Source organism: Pseudomonas sp. LBUM1679 (assembly GCF_059695565.1).
Genome location: NZ_CP166774.1, coordinates 6621962 through 6640665 on the forward strand (window position 1 = coordinate 6621962; position 18704 = coordinate 6640665).

At 56.6% G+C, this 18704-nt stretch carries 14 protein-coding genes, 2 tRNA genes and 3 rRNA genes; 8 read left to right on the forward strand and 11 right to left on the reverse strand.

Annotation, left to right across the window (positions count from 1 at the left end; all coding sequences use genetic code 11):
• Position 1: 1 nt before the first annotated feature.
• From ACA062_RS30345 to tyrS, 8 genes are all read right to left on the reverse strand, one after another.
• Positions 2 to 751, reverse strand: coding sequence for a pantothenate kinase (locus tag ACA062_RS30345; protein WP_497454268.1), 750 nt, complete (start codon positions 749 to 751; stop codon positions 2 to 4).
• Positions 741 to 1700 carry a bifunctional biotin--[acetyl-CoA-carboxylase] ligase/biotin operon repressor BirA gene (birA, locus tag ACA062_RS30350; protein ID WP_497454269.1) on the reverse strand — a complete coding sequence of 320 codons (960 nt, stop codon included), beginning with the start codon at positions 1698 to 1700 and terminating at the stop codon, positions 741 to 743. Before birA ends, ACA062_RS30345 begins: the two co-directional genes overlap by 11 nt.
• A 136-nt stretch (positions 1701 to 1836) precedes the next feature.
• A 5S ribosomal RNA gene (rrf, locus tag ACA062_RS30355) occupies positions 1837 to 1952 on the reverse strand.
• Between the two features lie 156 nt (positions 1953 to 2108).
• Positions 2109 to 5000: ribosomal RNA gene (locus ACA062_RS30360) — 23S ribosomal RNA — on the reverse strand.
• Positions 5001 to 5239: 239 nt separating this feature from the next.
• A tRNA-Ala gene (locus ACA062_RS30365) sits at positions 5240 to 5315 on the reverse strand.
• A gap of 34 nt (positions 5316 to 5349) precedes the next feature.
• Positions 5350 to 5426 (reverse strand) — tRNA-Ile (locus ACA062_RS30370).
• A 165-nt stretch (positions 5427 to 5591) separates the two neighbouring features.
• A 16S ribosomal RNA gene (locus ACA062_RS30375) occupies positions 5592 to 7128 on the reverse strand.
• Together the 16S, 23S and 5S rRNA genes with 2 tRNA genes alongside form the textbook arrangement of a ribosomal RNA operon.
• Before the next feature lie 552 nt (positions 7129 to 7680).
• Positions 7681 to 8880, reverse strand: coding sequence for a tyrosine--tRNA ligase (gene tyrS / locus ACA062_RS30380; protein WP_497454270.1), 1200 nt, complete (start codon positions 8878 to 8880; stop codon positions 7681 to 7683).
• 213 nt (positions 8881 to 9093) lie between these two features.
• Here tyrS and ACA062_RS30385 point away from each other — a divergent pair, with 213 nt between their 5' ends.
• The gene (locus ACA062_RS30385) at positions 9094 to 10539 is read left to right on the forward strand and encodes a peptidoglycan DD-metalloendopeptidase family protein (RefSeq protein ID WP_497454271.1); all 1446 of its coding nucleotides are present in this window, start codon (positions 9094 to 9096) and stop codon (positions 10537 to 10539) included.
• Between the two features lie 3 nt (positions 10540 to 10542).
• A complete protein-coding gene (locus ACA062_RS30390) occupies positions 10543 to 11634 on the forward strand; it encodes an anhydro-N-acetylmuramic acid kinase (protein ID WP_497454272.1) in 1092 nt (363 codons plus the stop codon).
• A 70-nt stretch (positions 11635 to 11704) separates the two neighbouring features.
• Here ACA062_RS30390 and erpA read toward each other — a convergent pair whose 3' ends face one another.
• Positions 11705 to 12055 (reverse strand): iron-sulfur cluster insertion protein ErpA, encoded by a 351-nt coding sequence (gene erpA / locus ACA062_RS30395; protein WP_007947969.1) that lies wholly within the window; start codon positions 12053 to 12055, stop codon positions 11705 to 11707.
• A 166-nt stretch (positions 12056 to 12221) separates the two neighbouring features.
• Entirely contained in the window at positions 12222 to 13256 is a 1035-nt protein-coding gene (gene argC / locus ACA062_RS30400) for an N-acetyl-gamma-glutamyl-phosphate reductase (protein ID WP_497454273.1), read from the reverse strand.
• 136 nt (positions 13257 to 13392) lie between these two features.
• Between argC and hemJ the strand changes: the two genes are divergently transcribed.
• The 6 genes from hemJ to coq7 all read left to right on the forward strand — a co-directional run bounded on the left by hemJ (position 13393) and on the right by coq7 (position 17991).
• Entirely contained in the window at positions 13393 to 13821 is a 429-nt protein-coding gene (gene hemJ / locus ACA062_RS30405) for a protoporphyrinogen oxidase HemJ (protein ID WP_497454274.1), read from the forward strand.
• Positions 13822 to 13851: 30 nt separating this feature from the next.
• Positions 13852 to 14820: an NAD(P)H-dependent flavin oxidoreductase gene (locus tag ACA062_RS30410; protein ID WP_497454275.1), complete on the forward strand. Its 969-nt coding sequence runs from the start codon at positions 13852 to 13854 to the stop codon at positions 14818 to 14820.
• Positions 14821 to 14911: 91 nt separating this feature from the next.
• Positions 14912 to 15886 (forward strand): DUF805 domain-containing protein, encoded by a 975-nt coding sequence (locus tag ACA062_RS30415; RefSeq protein WP_497454276.1) that lies wholly within the window; start codon positions 14912 to 14914, stop codon positions 15884 to 15886.
• Between the two features lie 62 nt (positions 15887 to 15948).
• Complete coding sequence (locus ACA062_RS30420; protein ID WP_138969247.1) at positions 15949 to 16737, forward strand: SDR family NAD(P)-dependent oxidoreductase; 789 nt, start codon at positions 15949 to 15951, stop codon at positions 16735 to 16737.
• A 79-nt stretch (positions 16738 to 16816) separates the two neighbouring features.
• Positions 16817 to 17155 carry a histidine triad nucleotide-binding protein gene (locus ACA062_RS30425; RefSeq protein WP_497454277.1) on the forward strand — a complete coding sequence of 113 codons (339 nt, stop codon included), beginning with the start codon at positions 16817 to 16819 and terminating at the stop codon, positions 17153 to 17155.
• Between the two features lie 188 nt (positions 17156 to 17343).
• Positions 17344 to 17991, forward strand: a complete 648-nt coding sequence (gene coq7, locus ACA062_RS30430; RefSeq protein ID WP_128873946.1) for a 2-polyprenyl-3-methyl-6-methoxy-1,4-benzoquinone monooxygenase — start codon at positions 17344 to 17346, stop codon at positions 17989 to 17991.
• Between the two features lie 156 nt (positions 17992 to 18147).
• On the opposite strand, the gene ACA062_RS30435 is transcribed toward coq7, so the two are convergent.
• The gene (locus ACA062_RS30435; RefSeq protein WP_020295492.1) at positions 18148 to 18570 is read right to left on the reverse strand and encodes an OsmC family protein; all 423 of its coding nucleotides are present in this window, start codon (positions 18568 to 18570) and stop codon (positions 18148 to 18150) included.
• Positions 18571 to 18704: the final 134 nt, after the last annotated feature.

Consider the following 18704-nt stretch of genomic DNA (forward strand, 5'->3'; position numbering starts at 1 on the left):
CTCAGGACAAGGGACATGCCATAGCCAAGCCTACGAACACCAGGTCTGGAACCACCCTGGCATCAGGCACGATCCCGGAGACCAGATCTGCATCCCCCCCAGTGAGGAACACAGTAAAATCATCTCCCCAGTAGCTGCGTGCCATCTCCAGCTGGGTCAGGACAAAGCCCCTGAGCATCAGCGAGCACCCTCGCTCCACCGCCTCGACGGTGGTGCGACCCGGGACGAGACTTTCCAGGGCGCGCTCTGCGGCGAGATCCCCATAGCGGATTCTACGAGTATGGGTCCGCAGCTGATTGCGCATCAGAGGCATTCCTGGGCAGATGAATCCGCCGAGATGCTCCCCATCGCCGGCAATAAAGTCGGCAGTGACTGCGGTACCGAAATCGAGCACCAGGCAGGCACCCGAGGCCAGGTGAAACCCGCCGAGCATCGCCAGCCAACGATCAAGCCCCAGCCGCTCGAATTCCTCATACCCGTTACGAACACCAGACATTTCGCGAGCCGGTGCCGCACAGACCGCCGACACACCGAAAGCTTGCGTGAGCAGGGCAATCAACGCCTGGGTTTCTTCAGGGGTCCTGACACTGACCAACCGGCAAAACTTGAGAGCGATCCCCTTGAGCGCCTCCAAGCTCTCCAGCAAAGCAAGATCCGAATCAACGACGCCCTCACCCACCACCCGACGGACATCCGCATGGAGCACCCGCCACTTGATGAAACTGTTTCCACAATCGAGCTCAAGAATCATCACGCAACCTCAGGCTGAGCTCACCACCACTAAAGACTTTTTCCAAACCACCCACCTTCAAGCGCAAGGCACCCTGGTTATCAATACCCAGCACTTCGCCATCTATTTGGTTTACGCCTGCAATCAGCGACACAGCGCGCCCCTGCCAAAGATGATTTTGCTCCCACTCCGCCTGGATAGCTGAAAATCCGCCGACCTGATGCTGACTCAAATAGGCCTGGAGCTTCTCCCCCAAGGCGGCAACGAGGTGATTGCGATCAAATACCTTGCCCGACTCAAGCCGCATGGAGGTCCACTGCTGATCAACCTCGTCAGTCATCTGCATGTTCACATTAATCCCGACACCCAAGACCACATGGCATACATCAGCGGGATCCCCCACCAATTCGAGCAATATCCCTGCGATCTTTTTTTGCCCTACCAGAACATCATTCGGCCACTTCAGCCCTGCTGCCGAAATACCAAGCTCTCGCAAGGCCTGCATTACCGCAAGCCCGACGACCAGGCTCAAGCCCTCCAGCTGCCGCATTCCCCCCTCAATGCGCAACACCAGGCTGTAATAGATGTTTTCCGCAAAAGGGCTGGCCCATTTTCGCCCGCGCCGCCCTCGCCCGGCAGTCTGCCGCTCGGCAAGCACCAGGAATGGCGCAGCCTGGCCGCGCTCGATGGCGCGCAAGGCTTCGGCGTTGGTGGAGTCGATTGAGTCGAAGACCAGAACGGGCCAGTCACAGGAAGGGGCCCGCTCTCTGATGCCAAGAGGATCAAGCAGCGTCAAGGGTGCAGCCAGCTGATACCCGCGCCCGCGCACTTTGTGAATGGACAAGCCAAGTTCAGCTTCCAAATGCTGAAGCTGCTTCCATACCGCGCTACGACTGATACCCAAGGCAATGCCCAGGGCCTGGCCGGAATGAAACCGACCATCTTTAAGAAGCTCTAACAACGTCAGCATGCAAGTCTCGCCTCACAATGAGGCCCGCATGATAGCCATGCACCGAGCCGTTGCATAGAAACCCTGGGGGTCGGATTTCCTGCGGGCAAAAACAAAACCCCTACCTGCATACGCAGATAGGGGTTTCGGAATTTAATCTTGACGATGACCTACTCTCACATGGGGAAACCCCACACTACCATCGGCGATGCATCGTTTCACTGCTGAGTTCGGGATGGGATCAGGTGGTTCCAATGCTCTATGGTCGTCAAGAAATTCGGGTACCGAGTCGCGGCCTGATGGCCTCGCTTCAGCAAAGTGGGTATGTGATAGTTTTCGGTGTTTTGCGAGATCGAACTTTCGGTTCGTTTCGTCTTCACACACCGCAATCTGGTGCCTTTTCAGGCTCACAAATTGCTTGGGTGTTATATGGTCAAGCCTCACGGGCAATTAGTATTGGTTAGCTCAACGCCTCACAGCGCTTACACACCCAACCTATCAACGTCGTAGTCTTCGACGGCCCTTCAGGGGACTCAAGGTCCCAGTGAGATCTCATCTTGAGGCTAGTTTCCCGCTTAGATGCTTTCAGCGGTTATCTATTCCGAACATAGCTACCCGGCAATGCCACTGGCGTGACAACCGGAACACCAGAGGTTCGTCCACTCCGGTCCTCTCGTACTAGGAGCAGCCCCTCTCAAATCTCAAACGTCCACGGCAGATAGGGACCGAACTGTCTCACGACGTTCTAAACCCAGCTCGCGTACCACTTTAAATGGCGAACAGCCATACCCTTGGGACCGGCTTCAGCCCCAGGATGTGATGAGCCGACATCGAGGTGCCAAACACCGCCGTCGATATGAACTCTTGGGCGGTATCAGCCTGTTATCCCCGGAGTACCTTTTATCCGTTGAGCGATGGCCCTTCCATACAGAACCACCGGATCACTAAGACCTACTTTCGTACCTGCTCGACGTGTCTGTCTCGCAGTCAAGCGCGCTTTTGCCTTTATACTCTACGACCGATTTCCGACCGGTCTGAGCGCACCTTCGTACTCCTCCGTTACTCTTTAGGAGGAGACCGCCCCAGTCAAACTACCCACCATACACTGTCCTCGATCCGGATAACGGACCTGAGTTAGAACCTCAAAGTTGCCAGGGTGGTATTTCAAGGTTGGCTCCACGCGAACTGGCGTCCACGCTTCAAAGCCTCCCACCTATCCTACACAAGCAAATTCAAAGTCCAGTGCAAAGCTATAGTAAAGGTTCACGGGGTCTTTCCGTCTAGCCGCGGATACACTGCATCTTCACAGCGATTTCAATTTCACTGAGTCTCGGGTGGAGACAGCGCCGCCATCGTTACGCCATTCGTGCAGGTCGGAACTTACCCGACAAGGAATTTCGCTACCTTAGGACCGTTATAGTTACGGCCGCCGTTTACCGGGGCTTCGATCAAGAGCTTCGCGTTAGCTAACCCCATCAATTAACCTTCCGGCACCGGGCAGGCGTCACACCCTATACGTCCACTTTCGTGTTTGCAGAGTGCTGTGTTTTTAATAAACAGTCGCAGCGGCCTGGTATCTTCGACCGGCATGGGCTTACGCAGTAAATGCTTCACCCTCACCGGCGCACCTTCTCCCGAAGTTACGGTGCCATTTTGCCTAGTTCCTTCACCCGAGTTCTCTCAAGCGCCTTGGTATTCTCTACCCAACCACCTGTGTCGGTTTGGGGTACGGTTCCTGGTTACCTGAAGCTTAGAAGCTTTTCTTGGAAGCATGGCATCAACCACTTCGTGTTCTAAAAGAACACTCGTCATCAGCTCTCGGCCTTAGAATCCCGGATTTACCTAAGATTCCAGCCTACCACCTTAAACTTGGACAACCAACGCCAAGCTGGCCTAGCCTTCTCCGTCCCTCCATCGCAATAACCAGAAGTACAGGAATATTAACCTGTTTTCCATCGACTACGCTTTTCAGCCTCGCCTTAGGGACCGACTAACCCTGCGTCGATTAACGTTGCGCAGGAAACCTTGGTCTTTCGGCGTGGGTGTTTTTCACACCCATTGTCGTTACTCATGTCAGCATTCGCACTTCTGATACCTCCAGCAAGCTTCTCAACTCACCTTCACAGGCTTACAGAACGCTCCTCTACCGCATCACCTAAGTGATACCCGTAGCTTCGGTGTATGGTTTGAGCCCCGTTACATCTTCCGCGCAGGCCGACTCGACTAGTGAGCTATTACGCTTTCTTTAAAGGGTGGCTGCTTCTAAGCCAACCTCCTAGCTGTCTAAGCCTTCCCACATCGTTTCCCACTTAACCATAACTTTGGGACCTTAGCTGACGGTCTGGGTTGTTTCCCTTTTCACGACGGACGTTAGCACCCGCCGTGTGTCTCCCATGCTCGGCACTTGTAGGTATTCGGAGTTTGCATCGGTTTGGTAAGTCGGGATGACCCCCTAGCCGAAACAGTGCTCTACCCCCTACAGTGATACATGAGGCGCTACCTAAATAGCTTTCGAGGAGAACCAGCTATCTCCGAGCTTGATTAGCCTTTCACTCCGATCCACAGGTCATCCGCTAACTTTTCAACGGTAGTCGGTTCGGTCCTCCAGTTAGTGTTACCCAACCTTCAACCTGCCCATGGATAGATCGCCCGGTTTCGGGTCTATTCCCAGCGACTAGACGCCCTATTAAGACTCGCTTTCGCTACGCCTCCCCTATTCGGTTAAGCTCGCCACTGAAAATAAGTCGCTGACCCATTATACAAAAGGTACGCAGTCACCCAACAAAGTGGGCTCCCACTGCTTGTACGCATACGGTTTCAGGATCTATTTCACTCCCCTCTCCGGGGTTCTTTTCGCCTTTCCCTCACGGTACTAGTTCACTATCGGTCAGTCAGTAGTATTTAGCCTTGGAGGATGGTCCCCCCATATTCAGACAAAGTTTCTCGTGCTCCGTCCTACTCGATTTCATGACTAAGAGATTTTCGCGTACAGGGCTATCACCCACTATGGCCGTACTTTCCAGAACGTTCCGCTAATCTCAAAGCCACTTAAGGGCTAGTCCCCGTTCGCTCGCCACTACTAAGGGAATCTCGGTTGATTTCTTTTCCTCAGGGTACTTAGATGTTTCAGTTCCCCTGGTTCGCTTCTTAAGCCTATGTATTCAGCTTAAGATACCTAACTTATGTTAGGTGGGTTCCCCCATTCAGACATCTCCGGATCAAAGTCTGTTTGCCGACTCCCCGAAGCTTTTCGCAGGCTACCACGTCTTTCATCGCCTCTGACTGCCAAGGCATCCACCGTATGCGCTTCTTCACTTGACCATATAACCCCAAGCAATCTGGTTATACTGTGAAGACGACATTCGCCGAAAATTCGATAATACTCAATTAAGAGCAACTCACAAATTTTACCTTAGCCTGATCCAACACCAGTGAAAGTGTTGTCCAGTCTATCTTTCTATCACATACCCAAATTTTTAAAGAACGATCTAATCAAAGACTAGAAATCAATATTCACAATGGAATACTCATTTCTAAACTCTAACGTCAGAAGCAGTAAATGGTGGAGCCAAACGGGATCGAACCGTTGACCTCCTGCGTGCAAGGCAGGCGCTCTCCCAGCTGAGCTATGGCCCCGTATTGCTACAGGCGTTTCCCACACAGGCAAAATTGGTGGGTCTGGGCAGATTCGAACTGCCGACCTCACCCTTATCAGGGGTGCGCTCTAACCAACTGAGCTACAGACCCAATTTCGAGCTACTCAGGCCGACCTCACCCTGCTCTTTACCACAAAGCATGGGGTGCGCTCTAACCAACTAAGCTACAACCTGATTACGGGCTGCTTCTAAATCGTCTTCTTCAATGAATCAAGCAATTCGTGTGGGAACTTATGGAGCAGCTGATGTCGTCGATTAAGGAGGTGATCCAGCCGCAGGTTCCCCTACGGCTACCTTGTTACGACTTCACCCCAGTCATGAATCACACCGTGGTAACCGTCCTCCCGAAGGTTAGACTAGCTACTTCTGGTGCAACCCACTCCCATGGTGTGACGGGCGGTGTGTACAAGGCCCGGGAACGTATTCACCGCGACATTCTGATTCGCGATTACTAGCGATTCCGACTTCACGCAGTCGAGTTGCAGACTGCGATCCGGACTACGATCGGTTTTCTGGGATTAGCTCCACCTCGCGGCTTGGCAACCCTCTGTACCGACCATTGTAGCACGTGTGTAGCCCAGGCCGTAAGGGCCATGATGACTTGACGTCATCCCCACCTTCCTCCGGTTTGTCACCGGCAGTCTCCTTAGAGTGCCCACCATTACGTGCTGGTAACTAAGGACAAGGGTTGCGCTCGTTACGGGACTTAACCCAACATCTCACGACACGAGCTGACGACAGCCATGCAGCACCTGTCTCAATGTTCCCGAAGGCACCAATCCATCTCTGGAAAGTTCATTGGATGTCAAGGCCTGGTAAGGTTCTTCGCGTTGCTTCGAATTAAACCACATGCTCCACCGCTTGTGCGGGCCCCCGTCAATTCATTTGAGTTTTAACCTTGCGGCCGTACTCCCCAGGCGGTCAACTTAATGCGTTAGCTGCGCCACTAAGAGCTCAAGGCTCCCAACGGCTAGTTGACATCGTTTACGGCGTGGACTACCAGGGTATCTAATCCTGTTTGCTCCCCACGCTTTCGCACCTCAGTGTCAGTATCAGTCCAGGTGGTCGCCTTCGCCACTGGTGTTCCTTCCTATATCTACGCATTTCACCGCTACACAGGAAATTCCACCACCCTCTACCATACTCTAGCTTGTCAGTTTTGAATGCAGTTCCCAGGTTGAGCCCGGGGATTTCACATCCAACTTAACAAACCACCTACGCGCGCTTTACGCCCAGTAATTCCGATTAACGCTTGCACCCTCTGTATTACCGCGGCTGCTGGCACAGAGTTAGCCGGTGCTTATTCTGTCGGTAACGTCAAGACAGCAACGTATTAGGTAACTGCCCTTCCTCCCAACTTAAAGTGCTTTACAATCCGAAGACCTTCTTCACACACGCGGCATGGCTGGATCAGGCTTTCGCCCATTGTCCAATATTCCCCACTGCTGCCTCCCGTAGGAGTCTGGACCGTGTCTCAGTTCCAGTGTGACTGATCATCCTCTCAGACCAGTTACGGATCGTCGCCTTGGTGAGCCATTACCTCACCAACTAGCTAATCCGACCTAGGCTCATCTGATAGCGCAAGGCCCGAAGGTCCCCTGCTTTCTCCCGTAGGACGTATGCGGTATTAGCGTCCGTTTCCGAGCGTTATCCCCCACTACCAGGCAGATTCCTAGGCATTACTCACCCGTCCGCCGCTCTCAAGAGAAGCAAGCTTCTCTCTACCGCTCGACTTGCATGTGTTAGGCCTGCCGCCAGCGTTCAATCTGAGCCATGATCAAACTCTTCAGTTCAAACATCTTTGGGTTTTTAAGAAACCCTAAACTTGGCTCAGCAATCGTTGGTTACATCTTTGATTTCTCGCGGAGTAACTTGTGATGCTGATAATCTTGTTGACTATCAGTCTGACTCCACAAGCACCCACACGAATTGCTTGATTCAGTTGTTAAAGAGCGGTTGGTTAAGAACTTTCGTCTCAACCGAGGCGCGCATTCTACGCTTTCCTCTGCTGCTGTCAAGCGGTTATTTTCAGAAGTTTTCAAAGTTTCCTTTGCAACTTCAACCACTTGCGCTTCCGATCTCTCGTCAGCGGGAGGCGAATTCTACAGCGTTACTCGCTGCTGTCAACACCTCTTTTTCTCCGCTTTCGACCGAGAAGATCGAACCGTTGATAAGGCGACAACACACTGCCTGACCAACTCCTTCTGGGCCTCGATGAACTGAAGCAACTCGCTGCCGAAAACTGCGCAACTCTTTGTTTACCAAGGAGTTTTCCGTTTCGACTGCGCCGGAAGTGGGGCGAATTATAGACTTCCAGAATCTGCCGTCAACCCCTGATTTCAGCTTTATTCGGATTTAAGCGTAATACGCGCAAATGCCTTCTTTCCGGCCTGGCAAACATGCGTCGCACCCAGTGCATATATAAAGGTGCGATCAACCACCTCGCCATCTATACGCACACCACCAGAACCGAGTAGATCACGCGCCACGGCAGAGTTCTTCACCAGGCCCGCCTTATTAAGGACGGCAGCGATCGGCATATCTTCGGTCGCCGTCAATTCGATCTCCGGCAGATCATCCGGCAGCTCGCCTTCCTTCATACGGTTGCCCGCCCCACGATGAGCAGTGGCCGCAGCCTCCTCGCCATGGAAACGCGCAACAATTTCTTCAGCCAGCTTGATCTTGATGTCTCGTGGATTGGCACCCGCCTCGACATCCGCGCGGAATGCGTCGATCTCATCCATGGAGCGGAAGCTGAGCAATTCGAAGTAACGCCACATCAGCACATCAGGAATGGAGACCAGCTTGCTGTACATGACGCCCGGCGCTTCCTGAATACCGACGTAGTTGCCCAAGGACTTGGACATCTTCTTTACGCCATCCAGGCCCTCGAGCAACGGCATGGTCAGAATACACTGAGGCTCCTGGCCATAACCACGTTGCAGCTCACGCCCCATCAGCAGGTTGAACTTCTGGTCGGTTCCGCCAAGCTCGACGTCCGCGCGCAACGCGACAGAGTCGTACCCCTGCACCAGCGGATAGAGGAACTCATGAATGGCAATCGGTTGATTGGTCGTATAGCGCTTGTCGAAGTCGTCGCGCTCGAGCATGCGCGCAACGGTGTACTGCGAAGTCAGGCGAATGAAGTCAGCCGGCCCCATCTGATCCATCCAGGTGGAGTTGAACGCCACCTCGGTCCTGGCCGGATCAAGGATCTTGAACACCTGCGTCTTGTAGGTCTCGGCATTTTCGAGAACCTGCTCGCGGGTGAGCGGAGGACGCGTTGCGCTCTTGCCGCTCGGATCACCGATCATCCCGGTGAAGTCACCTATCAGGAAGATCACCTGGTGACCCAGGTCCTGGAACTGGCGCAGCTTATTAATAAGCACGGTGTGGCCCAGGTGCAAATCCGGCGCGGTCGGATCGAAGCCCGCCTTGATACGCAGCGGCTGGCCACGCTTGAGCTTTTCGATCAGCTCGGACTCGACCAACAGTTCTTCCGCACCACGTTTGATCAGCGCTAGCTGCTCTTCAACCGACTTCATAACAGACCCGCAAGGCTCGAATTCAAAGGGGACCAACCATACAAGATCGCGCGGCAAATACAAAGTTTTGCCCGGCGCACGGACGCCAATCCACCGACAGAGCGTCCGCGGACTTGCTTCAGAGATGATTTGGTTATATTTTATACAGTTATTTCATCTTCATCATGTCATTCATCTTTTCCAATTCATCTTTTTCAAAGTCAAACATTACCTATGACCAAAGAACCGTCTAAAGCGCCGCCGCTTTACCCGAAGACCCACCTGCTCGCAGCGAGTGGCATCGCCGCTCTCCTGAGCCTGGCGCTTCTGGTATTTCCTTCCAGTGATGTTGAAGCCAAAAGAACGACCCTGAGTCTTGAACTGGAAAGCCCTGCTGAACAACTGACACAAGATCAAGACGCTGCTGAAGCCGTCCAGGCCACAAACGAGCCGCAAGAGTCCCCTTTCGCGCAGATCGAAAACAGCGCCGAAGAGACCGCGCAAACCGCTCAGGCCGCGTCGGAACCTGCACCCGCGCCGGCAGCAGCACCTGCGCCCGCCATCGAAGAGAAGAAGGCTCCCAGCCACAGGGAAGTGGTCGTCGCCAAGGGTGACACCCTCTCCACTCTGTTCGAGAAAGTCGGCCTCCCCGCCGCTTCGGTGCATGAAGTGCTGGCCAGTGGCAAACAAGCCAAACTGTTCAGCCAGCTCAAGCGCGGCCAGAAGCTCGAGTTCGAACTCAACCCGCAAGGCCAACTGATCAATCTGCACAGCAAGGTCAGCGATCTTGAAACCATCAGCCTGACCAGGAACGACAAGGGTTATGCCTTCAACCGCATTACCGCCAAACCGACCGTGCGCTCTGCCTACGTTCACGGTGTGATCAACAGTTCGCTGTCGCAATCTGCCGCTCGCGCAGGCCTGTCCCACAGCCTGACCATGGACATGGCCAGCGTGTTTGGTTATGACGTCGACTTCGCCCAGGACATTCGCCCGGGTGACCAGTTCGACGTGATCTACGAGCAGAAAGTCGTCAATGGAAAAGCTGTCGGCAACGGCCCGATCCTTTCCGCGCGCTTCATCAACCGCGGCAAGACCTACACCGCCGTGCGTTACACCAACAAACAAGGCAACAGCAGCTACTACACCGCTGATGGCAACAGCATGCGCAAGGCGTTCATCCGTACCCCGGTGGATTTCGCGCGCATCAGCTCGAAATTCTCCATGGGCCGCAAGCACCCGATCCTGAACAAGATCCGCGCGCATAAAGGTGTCGACTACGCGGCACCACGTGGCACGCCGATCAAGGCTGCCGGCGATGGCAAAGTACTGTTGGCCGGTCGCCGCGGCGGCTACGGCAATACCGTGATCATCCAGCACGGCAATACCTACCGCACGCTTTACGGCCACATGCAAGGTTTCGCCAAGGGCGTCAAAACCGGCGGCAGCGTCAAGCAGGGCCAGGTGATTGGTTATATCGGCACCACCGGGCTTTCCACCGGCCCGCACTTGCACTATGAGTTCCAGGTCAATGGCGTGCACGTCGACCCGCTGGGCCAGAAGGTGGCGATGGCCGATCCGATCTCCAAGGCCGAACGCGCACGCTTCCTCGCGCAGAGTCAGCCCTTGATGGCGCGCATGGACCAAGAGAAAGCCACCATGCTGGCTTCGAAGCGCTAAGCCATGACGCTCTATATAGGTGTGATGTCCGGGACCAGCCTTGATGGACTGGACATTGCACTGATCGAGCAAACCTCGGCGATCCGGTTGATCGCCACGCACTACATCCCGATGCCTGACTCCCTGCGCACCGAGCTGCTTGGCCTGTGCGCCAGTGGCCCGGACGAGATCGCCCGCTCCGCCATCGCCCAGCAGAACTGGGTGAAGCTGGCCGCGCAGGGTATTGGCGCCCTTCTTGATCAACAACTCCTGAAACCTGCAGACATTCGTGCGATTGGCAGCCACGGCCAGACCATTCGCCATGAACCGTCGCGCGGATTTACGGTGCAGATCGGCAACCCTGCCCTACTGACCGAGCTGACCGGCATCACCGTCGTCAGCGACTTCCGCAGCCGCGACGTCGCGGCGGGCGGGCAAGGCGCACCCTTGGTTCCGGCCTTTCACGAAGCGTTGTTTGAAGAACAGGCCGGTAACCGCGCGGTGTTGAACATCGGCGGCTTCAGCAATCTCAGCCTGATCGAACCTGGCAAACCTGTAGCCGGTTTCGACTGTGGTCCTGGTAATGTGCTGTTGGATGCCTGGATTCACCAGCAACGCGGCGACCACTTTGACCGTGACGGCCAATGGGCTGCCAGCGGCAAGGTCGAACCTGTTCTGCTGAAGGCATTACTCAGCGATCCGTTTTTTGTGACCCAGGGACCGAAAAGCACCGGTCGCGAGGTGTTTAACCTGCCGTGGCTGACCCGGCACCTGTCACCGTTGCCCACTTTCGCCGCCGAAGACGTGCAGGCAACATTGCTTGAGCTGACGGCACTGACCATCGTCGAGTCATTGCAAAGTGCTCAATCGGATACCCGGCAATTACTGGTTTGCGGCGGCGGTGCGCACAACGCCACGTTGATGGACCGTCTGGCCAGCCTGCTGCCCAAGGCAAAAGTCAGCAGCACCGCGGCTTGCGGTGTCGACCCGGATTGGGTTGAAGCCATGGCCTTTGCCTGGCTAGCCCACTGCTGCCTGGAAGGCATTGCAGCCAATCGCCCCAGCGTCACCGGCGCCCGAGGCCTGCGCGTATTGGGCGCCATCTACCCCGCCTGAATCCGAATTCCAGACAGCAAAACGCCGCAGGGCCCTAAGGCCATGCGGCGCCTGGTGAAGCTCTGCGCGATCAGATCGAGAACGAAGAGCCGCAGCCACACGTGGTGGAAGCGTTCGGATTCTTGATGACGAAACGCGAACCTTCCAGACCTTCCTGATAATCCACCTCGGCACCTGCCAGGTACTGGAAGCTCATCGGATCGACGACCAGACTCACACCCTCGCGCTCGACGATGGTGTCGTCATCGGCCACTTCTTCATCGAAGGTGAAGCCGTACTGAAAACCTGAACAACCGCCGCCCGTAACGAATACGCGCAGCTTCAAGCGATCATTCCCCTCTTCATCGACCAGGCTCTTCACCTTGTGCGCGGCACCGTGGGTGAATTGCAAAGCCGTGGGGGTGAAGGATTCGACGCTCATGCTGACTATCTCCCGGCGTTACGCCGCCATATTGCGTGATGGCGTGCATTATCCGCTTCTCCTAGAAAATCGGTCAACTATTGTTACGGTATATCAATCGAACCCATCGCTCGTCCGGAATGCAAAAAGGCCCGTCAGACGGGCCTTTTTGTCGAGCGCAACAGACTTACGGCAGCATGCCGGCGTGGGACAGACCCAGGCGTTCATCCAGTCCGAACAGAATGTTCAGGTTCTGCACAGCCTGACCCGACGCGCCTTTGACCAGATTATCGATCACCGACAACACCACCACCAGATCACCGTCCTGCGGCCGATGCACGGCGATCCGGCACACGTTGGCACCGCGCACGCTGCGGGTTTCCGGATGACTGCCCGCAGGCATGACATCGACGAACGGTTCGTTGGCATAACGCTTTTCAAACAGCGCCTGCAAATCCACCGAGCGATCCACGACGTTGGCGTAGAGCGTGGAGTGAATGCCACGAATCATTGGCGTCAGGTGCGGCACGAAAGTCAGACCGACGTCCTTGCCCGCTGCACACCGCAGACCCTGGCGGATTTCCGGCAAGTGACGGTGCCCTTTGACCGCGTAGGCCTTCATGCTTTCCGAGGTCTCGGCATACAGCGAACCTACGGAGGCGCCACGGCCAGCACCGCTGACACCGGATTTGCAGTCTGCGATCAAGCGAGTGGTATCGGCCAGACCGGCTTCGAGCAACGGCAGGAAACCCAATTGCGTGGCCGTCGGGTAGCAACCGGGTACGGCAATCAGGCGAGCCTGTTTGATCTGCTCACGATTGACTTCCGGCAAGCCATAGACCGCCTCCTCCAGCAATTGCGGCGCACCGTGCGGCTGACCGTACCACTTGGCCCATTCATCCGCGTCTTGCAGACGGAAGTCGGCCGACAGGTCGATGACCTTGGTCCCGGCCGCGAGCAAGTCACCCGCCAAGGCATGGGCAACACCGTGAGGCGTTGCGAAAAACACCACGTCGCAAGCGCCCAGGGTCTTGATGTCCGGAACGCTGAACGCCAGGCCATCGTAATGGCCGCGCAGGTTCGGGTACATATCAGCCACGGCCAGACCGGCCTCGGATCGGGAAGTGATCACTGCCACTTCAGCTTGCGGATGCTGCGCCAACAGACGCAGCAGTTCGACACCGGTGTAACCCGTGCCGCCGACGATACCGACCTTGACCATAAACCTGCCCTCAACGAACTCACTGGAAAGCCGTCGATCATAGGGCCCGTATCGTCCTGCGACAACCGCCAAGGTGACGTGCGGAGCCTCAAGCCTCTACTATCACGCTTACCGTGAACCTGGGAATAACTGAAAAATGCTCTATCTATGGCTCAAAGCTTTGCACATCGTCAGCATGGTCTGCTGGTTTGCCGGCTTGTTCTACCTGCCGCGCCTGTTCGTCTACCACGCGCAAAGCGAGGACAGCATCAGCAAGGAACGCTTCAGTATCATGGAGCGCAAGCTGTACCGCGGCATCATGGGACCGGCGATGATCGCCACGCTGATTTTCGGCATCGCGCTGATCGCCTTGAACCCCGGCATATTCAGTCAGGGCGCCTGGATTCACGCGAAGTTGACGCTGGTGGTGATCCTGATCGGCTACCACCACATGTGCGGCGCCCAGGTGAAACGTTTTGCCCGTGGCGAAAACACCCGCAGCCATGTCTTTTATCGCTGGTTCAACGAAGTGCCGGTTCTGATATTGCTGGCTATCGTAATTCTGGTCGTCGTTCGGCCGTTCTGATTTCAAGCACAACTTACCGGGGTATTTCCAATGTCGCTGCCCGCTTTGCTCGAACAACGTTTGCGCCTGCCCGTGGTGGCAGCGCCGATGTTCCTGATTTCCAACCCGCAACTGGTGCTCGCTTGCTGCCGAAATGGTGTGGTGGGCAGCTTTCCCGCGCTGAATCAACGTGAGAGCAGTGGCTTCAAGGCCTGGCTGGAAGAAATCGAAACAGGGCTGGCGACACTGGACAACCCTGCGCCTTACGCGGTGAACCTGATCGTCCACAACAGTAACCCGCGCCTGCAAGCGGACCTGGATATCTGCATCGAGCACAAAGTGCCGATCGTGATTACAAGCCTTGGTGCCGTGAAGGAACTGGTCGAAGCCGTCCACGGCTATGGCGGCCTGGTGTTCCACGACGTGACGACCCGTCGTCATGCCGAGAAAGCGGCCGAGGCCGGGGTCGACGGCTTGATCGCCGTGGCGGCGGGTGCCGGTGGACACGCCGGCACCTGGAGCCCGTTTTCGCTGATTGCCGAGATCCGCCAGTTCTTTGACAAGACCTTGCTGCTGGCCGGTTGCCTGAACCACGGCCACGAGATTCTTGCCGCGCAATTGCTCGGCGCGGACCTGGCCTACTTCGGTACGCGATTCATCGGCACTACCGAAAGCCATGCCCCTGACGCCTACAAGCAGATGTTGCTGACGTCCAGAGCCGCGGACATCGTCCATACTCCAGCAGTGTCAGGCGTACCGGCGAGCTTCATGCGCCAAAGCCTGGAGGCCGCCGGTTTCGACATGGCGGCATTGCAAGGCAAGGGTGAGGTCAACTTCGGCTCCAAGCTCAAGCCGTTGAGCGATGAAGCCAAAGCCTGGAAAACCGTATGGTCCGCGGGCCAGGGCGTCGGCGAAATCGATGACCTGCCGAGTGTCGATCAATTGGTTGCACGTCTGGACGATGAATACCGCCAGGCCCTGGAACAGGCGGCACAGCTGCGTGAACGCTGGCCGCGCTGACAGGACAACTCGGCCAGTCGCTCCCGGCTGGCCTTAAACGCCGGCCGCGTAGCACTCCATTCAAATTTTTTCGCGACAAGGATGCCTCGCCATGAGCGAAAACCGTTACAAGATCGTATTCGACGGCGCTCTGCTGCCTGGTGTCGAGGCCACCACTGCCAAACTCAATCTCGCCGAGCTATTCAAATCCGATGTCGCGGCCATCGAGCGGCTGTTCAGTGGCCGGCCGGTTGCACTCAAACGCGACCTGTCACAGGCCGATGCCCAGACTTATCTGCAGGCGCTGACGAAAACCGGCATCGCTGCCCGGATCGAAAGTGAACCCCAGGTCGAACTGAACCTGTCAGAGGTGCACGAACACACGCCTGCCGACCCACCTCCATCGCCAGATCCGGAATCACCCTACGCACCGCCGCGCGCGGCTGTCGGCGAAACGCTGCCGGAGTTCGCCCCGCTCAAGGCATTCAGTTTCGAAGGCCGTATCGGCCGCTTGCGCTATCTGGCCTGGACGATGGTCCTGATGCTGGTGACGCTTGGCATCAGCACCGTGCTGGGGTTTTTCGGCCTCGCCCTTATCAGTACGGACTCCAGCGCCGGCCTGATTCTCGGGGGGTTGTTGGCCTTTATTCTCATCGTGGTACTCGGGTTCGTCAGCATCCAGTTCAGCGTCCAGCGCCTGCATGATATCGGCTGGTCCGGCTGGCTCTGGCTGCTGACGCTCGTGCCGTTCGTGGGCAGCTTCTTTCCGTTCGTGATGATGATTATGCCGGGCAACCACACCGCCAATCGATACGGTGCACCGCCACCGCCCAACAGCCCAGCGGTCAAGGTCCTGTCTGCGCTATGGCTGGTGTTTGTCGCGATCCTGTTGATCGGCGGGCTGACCGGCGGGCTCACTGCGATCCATAGCGAATACGAAAGTGCCACCGAGCGCCGCTACGAAAGTGACTCGGTCACCACCGAGGAGATCGAAGATCAAACCGCTGTGGAAGCAGAGCCTGCGCCAAATTCAGCTGACGATGCAGCCGAAGAAGCCCGGCCCCCTGTAGACTCTGCGAAAGAATGAACAGCGCTTCCCGCCCGTGACACCTGCGTCGCCGGCGCGGAGCTGTTGCGATGGAGAACTGCATGACCCGTTACGCTCTGATCACTGGCGCTTCCAGCGGCATCGGCCTGGCGATGGCCGAAGCGCTGGCCCGGCGCGGCCGCAGCCTGATTCTGGTGGCCCGACAGCGTGATCAGCTGGAAAGCATTGCAATTGAACTGACTCAACGTTTTGGCGTGGAAGTGTTATTCCGGGCCTGTGACCTGGGCGAACCGTTGCGTCTGTCCGGGTTTCTGCTGGAACTGGAGGAAGGTGATCGCCAGATCGATCTGTTGGTCAACTGCGCCGGCATGGGTACCTGCGGTCCTTTCCTGGCCCAGGACTGGATGACCGAGCAGGATCTGATCGAGGTGAACATCCTCGCCCTCACCCGCCTGTGTCATGCGGTCGGCAACAGCATGGCCTTGCAGGGTGGCGGGCAGATCCTGAACGTCGCCTCGGTCGCAGCATTCCATCCGGGCCCGTGGATGAGCACTTATTACGCCAGCAAAGCCTATGTGTTGCATTTTTCCGAAGGGTTGCGCGTCGAGTTGAAGAAATGTGCGGTCAAGGTTTCGGTGCTCTGCCCTGGCCCGACTCGCACAGCATTTTTCCGCACCGCGCAACTGGACACCGGCAAACTGGTCGACAGCAAACTGCTGATGAGCCCCGAGGAAGTCGCGCTCTACACGGTGCGCGCCCTGGAGAAAAATCGCGCCATCATCATTCCCGGCCGACGCAACCGCTGGCGCGCCTTTCTGCCGCGCCTTGGTTCACGCTGGCTGACCCGGACAATTGCCGGCATGGTCAACAAGGCCTACTGTCCGCGCTGAATACTCCTACGGCAAAACACTGGGCGGGTGCATCTCCCATGGGTACACTCAGTCCAGCCCAAACAACGGAGAAACTGCTGTGGATACTCTGTTCACCAAGATCATCAACCGGGAAATCCCGGCGAAGATCATCTACGAGGACGACCAGGTACTGGCCTTCCACGATATCACCCCACAGGCACCGGTACACTTTCTGGTGATCCCGAAAAAACATGTGCGCACCCTTAACGACCTCACCGAGGACGACAAGGCATTGGCCGGGCATATTCTGTTCACGGCCCAGCGTCTGGCCTTGGAACTGGGCTGCGAAGAAGGTTTCCGTGTGGTCATGAACTGCAATCCGCTGGGCGGGCAGACGGTCTATCACATTCATATGCATGTATTGGGTCAGCGCCAGATGCATTGGCCGCCGGGCTGATCCACCATCGTCCTCTGTAGGAGCCGGGCTTGCTGGCGATGGCGATCGCCGATGTTGAGGTGATCTTTTGCACGCCATCGCCGGCAAGCCGGCTCCTACAGATCAAGCCTGCGACGCAATGACCCAGCGCAAACCTTCACCGGCCGATTGGGTTAAACTGGCCGCCGAGATTCTTCCCGGAGGTCAGCATGACTACCCAACGTCACTACTCGCCGATTGACCGTCTTCTGCTGCAAGCCGATGCCGCGATGCGCACCCTGCTGCCCTCCAGCGGCCAACCGTACCGTCCGTCGCCCGCCATTGTGCAGCCGGATGCGAAAATGAGCGACGAAGACACCCGGCACGTGGCCGGCCTGATGCGTATCAACCATACCGGCGAAGTCTGTGCCCAGGCGTTGTATCAGGGTCAAGCCCTGACCGCCAAACTGCCGCAAGTGCGGGCCGCCATGGAACACGCTGCCGAAGAAGAAATCGACCATCTGGTCTGGTGCGAGCAACGTATCCATCAGTTAGGTAGCCACACCAGCATTCTCAATCCCCTGTTTTACGGCATGTCGTTCGGGATTGGCGCGGTGGCCGGGCTGATCAGCGACAAAATCAGCCTGGGTTTCGTTGCGGCTACCGAGCATCAAGTCTGCAAGCACCTGAACGAACACCTTGAGCAACTGCCGGCGGAAGATGAAAAGTCCCGGGCGATCCTCGAACAGATGCGCATCGATGAAGAGCAGCATGCTGAAAGCGCGCTGGATGCTGGCGGTTTCCGCTTTCCGGCGCCAGTGAAATTCGGGATGGGTCTGTTGGCCAAGGTGATGACCAAGAGTACTTATCGGATCTGACGGCTGCGTTGTTTGATAGGGTCTCTTCGCGGGCAAGTCGGATCGCCGCACCACCGCTGCCACAGCGGTGGATTTTCAGCCCATAAAAAGGCGACTGCCGTAAGGTAGTCGCCTTTTTATTGCTTGTAGCTTCAGTCTGCCCTGTTGCGCGGCGATTCAACCGAGCTCGACGATCTCGTAATCGTGGGTGATTGCAACACCGGCCGCGCCGAGCATGATCGACGCCGAACAATATTTCTCTGCAGACAGTTCGATGGCGCGTTTGACCTGGGCTTCTTTCAGCCCACGGCCTTTGACCACAAAGTGCATGTGGATCTTGGTAAAAACTTTCGGATCCTCGGTCGCGCGTTCCGCTTCGAGGAAAGCTTCGCAGCTTTCGACAGCCTGGCGGGACTTCTTGAGGATACTGACCACGTCGAAATTGCTGCAACCGCCAACACCCAGCAGAAGCATTTCCATTGGCCGGACACCCAGGTTGCGACCGCCGGCTTCAGGCGGACCGTCCATGACCACGACATGACCGCTGCCGGATTCGCCGAGGAACATGGCTTCGCCAGCCCATTGGATGCGTGCCTTCATCGCCAAGACTCCACTGTATAAAAAAGGGTCGCCAGCTTAGCACAGGGCCCTTGATTGACAGCGCTCGCCTTCCGGGACATACCTGCCGCGCCCGTAGGTAAATGCTCGAATATTGCAGGAAGTGTCTGTTAAGC